The sequence below is a fragment of the Streptomyces sp. NPDC052020 genome (assembly GCF_040680575.1).
GTDB lineage: Bacteria > Actinomycetota > Actinomycetes > Streptomycetales > Streptomycetaceae > Streptomyces.
This window is the reverse complement of sequence record NZ_JBFAWY010000083.1, coordinates 1-3,238: the sequence shown is the minus strand read 5'-3', so window position 1 is coordinate 3,238 and position 3,238 is coordinate 1. Positions and strand designations below refer to the sequence as shown.

The window sequence follows — 3,238 nt, the reverse complement described above, 5'->3', positions numbered from 1 at the left end:
CGCCTGGAGTTCGGTGAGCTGCCCAAGACCATCTCGGGCAAGATCCGCCGGATCGAGCTGCGCGAGGCGACCGCCGCCGGCTCCGACCGGGAGTATCTGGAGGCCGACTTCCGCTGACCGGTCCCTCCTCACGCCGGTGCGGCCGTCCCCGCGAAGGGGACGGCCGCACCGGCGTGTGCCGTCGGTCACCGGACCGCGGCGGCCGCCGTCCGGACCCGGCTCAGCACCCAGACCAGGGGGAGCGTCACCGCGCAGACCGCGGCGCCGAGCAGCGGCAGCCCCGAAACCGGGTGGCCGGCCGCGAACCAGCCGGCCGCCGCCGACCCCGCCGCGATGCCGGCGTTGCCGGCCGACGCGCCGAGGGTGGAGGCGAGATCCCCGCCGGGACCGGCCAGTTCGATGGTGATGAGCTGGAGCGCCGGGGCCAGCCCGAAGCCGAACAGGCCGAACACGGCAAGGACGACGGCGGCCGTCACCGGGTGCCCGCCGGCCCAGTGGAGCAGGGCCAGCGCGGGCACGAGCACCGCGCCGGCCACCACCAGGGTCGTCCCGGCGTCGCGGTCGGCGAAGCGTCCGCCCGCCAGCGTGCCGAGGGCCCCGGCGGCGCCGAACACGAGCAGGTAGGCGCCGACCGCGCCGCCGGAGACGCCGGTGACCTGCTGGAGATAGGTCCCGAGCAGGGTGAAGACGGTGAACTGGCCGCAGAACAGCAGCACCGCGACGCCCAGGGCGAGCAGCACCGGCCGGGTCACCACGTACCGGACCTGCGCCCGCAGCGCACCGCCCCCGCTGCCCGGCACCGGCGGCACCAGCGCGAGGGTGAGGGCGAGCGCGGCGCAGCCCAGCACGGCGATCCCCGCGAAGACCGACCGCCAGGACAGCACGTGACCGGCGTAGGTGGCCAGCGGCACGCCGAGGAGGTTGGCCGCGGCGATGCCGCCGAAGACCACGGCCACCGCACGGCCCCGGCGCTCGGGTCCGGCCAGGCTCGCGGCGGCCGCGGAGGCCACTCCGACGAACATGCCGTGCACCGCCCCCGCGACCGCGCGCACCAGGAGCAGCAGGGTGAAGTCACCCGCGACCGAGGCCACGGCGTTGGTCAGCGCGTACAGGGCCAGGGCCGAGCAGAGCAGGAGCCGGCGCGGCACCCGGATCGTCAGTGCCGTCAGCGCGGGCCCGCCGGCGCAGACCCCGAGCGCGTAGGCGGTGACCAGCAGGCCGGCGGTGCCGACCGGGACGTGCAGCCCGGAGGCGATCCGGTCGAGTATCCCCACCACGACGAACTCCGCGGTACCCACCACGAACGCGCTCAGTCCGAGCGCGCCGAGGCCCCGGCCGCCGGGCCCGCGCGGGGCGCGGGACTCGGGCGGACGGGGCGCGGGCGGGCGGAACGTCGGGGGGCGGCCGGCGTCGGTACGGGGCATGACGGACTCCTCGGTGTCGGTGGCAACGGATCCGCCGCCAGCTCACCAGCGCCCGCCCGCGCTGTCGCCGCCGACTGCCCCAAGTCGCTCCCGATCCCCGGCGGTCCCGGGACGGTGGGGGCGAAAGCCGGTCAGGTGGCCGTGGCGCCCCCGTCCACCGGCACCGCCGCGCCGGTCACGAAGGACGACCGGTCGCCGCACAGCCAGGCCGCGGCCTGCGCCACCTCGACGGGCGCGGCCATCCGCTGCTGGATCGCGTCCGCGGCGAACCGGTCCTCCAGCTCCGGAGACGTCCGCAGCACCTGTTCCATCATCTCCGTGCGCGTGCTGCCCACGACGAGGGCGTTGACGCGCACCCCCCGCTCCCCGTACTCGGCCGCGGCGGCCCGGGTCAGCCCGAGGACGGCGTGCTTGGCGGCGACGTAGGCGGCCGAGGCGCCGGTGGCCCGCGTGCCGGCCACGCTGGAGGTGTTCACGATGGAGCCGCCGCCCCGCCTCACCATCGCGGGTATCTGGTGCCGCATGCAGTTCCACACGCCGCGCACGTTGACGTCCATGGTGCGCTCGTAGACGGCGGCATCCAGCTCGTGCAGCGGGGTGCCCGCCGTCGCGTAACCGGCGTTGTTGAAGGCACAGTCGAGCCCGCCGAACTCGGTGACCGCGGCCTGGACGGCGCGTTCGGCGTCGGCGTCCGAAGCGACGTCCCCGGGCACGGCCAGGGCACGGGCCCCGGACGCGGTGAGCTCGGCGGCCAGGGCGCGCAGCCGCTCCTCGCGCCGGGCCATCAGGACGACCGCCGCCCCCTCCGCGGCGAACAGCCGGGCCGCGGCCGCCCCGATGCCGCTGGAGGCACCGGTGATCATCGCGACTCTTCCGTCCAGCATCCGCTCTCCCCCGCTCATCGCCCGATGGCCTCTCTCATGTCGGAAGTACGCGCCCAGAACGTGCCGTCGGCCAGCTCCGCGTCCACCGTCCGCAGCAACGTTTCATCGATCTCGTCCAGCGAGCCGACCAGATGCCGTACGCCCGCCTCGCGCATCAGGCGCGGCTGGAAGCTGTGGACGAAGTCGGTCGGGTGGCCGATGAAACCCACCCCCAGTGCGCGGGCGTTCTCGGCGACCCGGGCGACGTCGTCGACGAACAGCGCCTGGTCGTACCGCAGTCCGAACACCTCGGTGACGATCTCGTGGAGGCCGGGCCGGAAGTCGTTGGTGCACACGTAGCCGGGGCCGTCGAACAGCTCGGCGTGGTCGCCGAGGAAGCGCTGGAAGTGGCCGGCGGGCAGTCCGCCGTAGCAGACCGTCCGCAGGCCCAGCCCCCGCAGCCGCCGTACCAGCGCGATCGCGCCCGGCGTCACGGTGACGGGATGGCGGGCGACGTAGGTGTCGCGTTCCGCGAAGTACGCCGCGAGCGCCTCGGGGCCGGTGAGGCCGCCGGGCACCGCCCGGGCCATGTTCTCCCCGGCGATGTGCTGCGGCTGGGAGAAGACGGAGCGTTCCAGCTCGGCCGTGTACCGGCCGTTCCGGCTCACCACGAAGTGATGGATCACCGGACTGAACGTGTCGTTCAGCAGTACGCCGTCGATGTTGAGCGCGGCCAGCCGGAGCTGCGCGAGACCGTGGGACATCAATCCTCCGTGAGCGTGCGGACCGGCCGCGGACGGCGGCGGCCGGGCCGGGCGGAAAGGAATCCGGCGTGGCGCCGTCGCGACAGGACGGAGGCACGTCGGTGGGACCGCGTCGGTGCACGTCGAGCCGGCCGGCGGCTGGGCGAGCCGGTCGACCTCCTCCTTGAGAGCCACGATCTGGTCACGG

Annotated in this window: 3 protein-coding genes; all 3 read right to left on the bottom strand. The window is 75.0% G+C overall.

Annotated elements, in window-relative coordinates:
• Positions 1-185: 185 nt before the first annotated feature.
• Positions 186-1,424 carry an MFS transporter gene (locus AB0L74_RS34720; protein ID WP_365661578.1) on the bottom strand — a complete coding sequence of 413 codons (1,239 nt, stop codon included), beginning with the start codon at positions 1,422-1,424 and terminating at the stop codon, positions 186-188.
• Between the two features lie 131 nt (positions 1,425-1,555).
• Positions 1,556-2,308, bottom strand: a complete 753-nt coding sequence (locus tag AB0L74_RS34715) for a glucose 1-dehydrogenase (protein ID WP_365661575.1) — start codon at positions 2,306-2,308, stop codon at positions 1,556-1,558.
• 14 nt (positions 2,309-2,322) lie between these two features.
• Positions 2,323-3,051 carry an HAD family phosphatase gene (locus AB0L74_RS34710; RefSeq protein ID WP_365661573.1) on the bottom strand — a complete coding sequence of 243 codons (729 nt, stop codon included), beginning with the start codon at positions 3,049-3,051 and terminating at the stop codon, positions 2,323-2,325.
• Positions 3,052-3,238 lie beyond the last annotated feature (187 nt).

What these genes read in the sequence shown, in the direction of transcription:
- AB0L74_RS34720 (WP_365661578.1), bottom strand. Translation starts at nt 1,424, where the DNA reads ATGCCCCGTACCGACGCCGGCCGCCCCCCGACGTTCCGCCCGCCCGCG.
- AB0L74_RS34715 (WP_365661575.1), bottom strand. Translation starts at nt 2,308, where the DNA reads ATGCTGGACGGAAGAGTCGCGATGATCACCGGTGCCTCCAGCGGCATC.
- AB0L74_RS34710 (WP_365661573.1), bottom strand. Translation starts at nt 3,051, where the DNA reads ATGTCCCACGGTCTCGCGCAGCTCCGGCTGGCCGCGCTCAACATCGAC.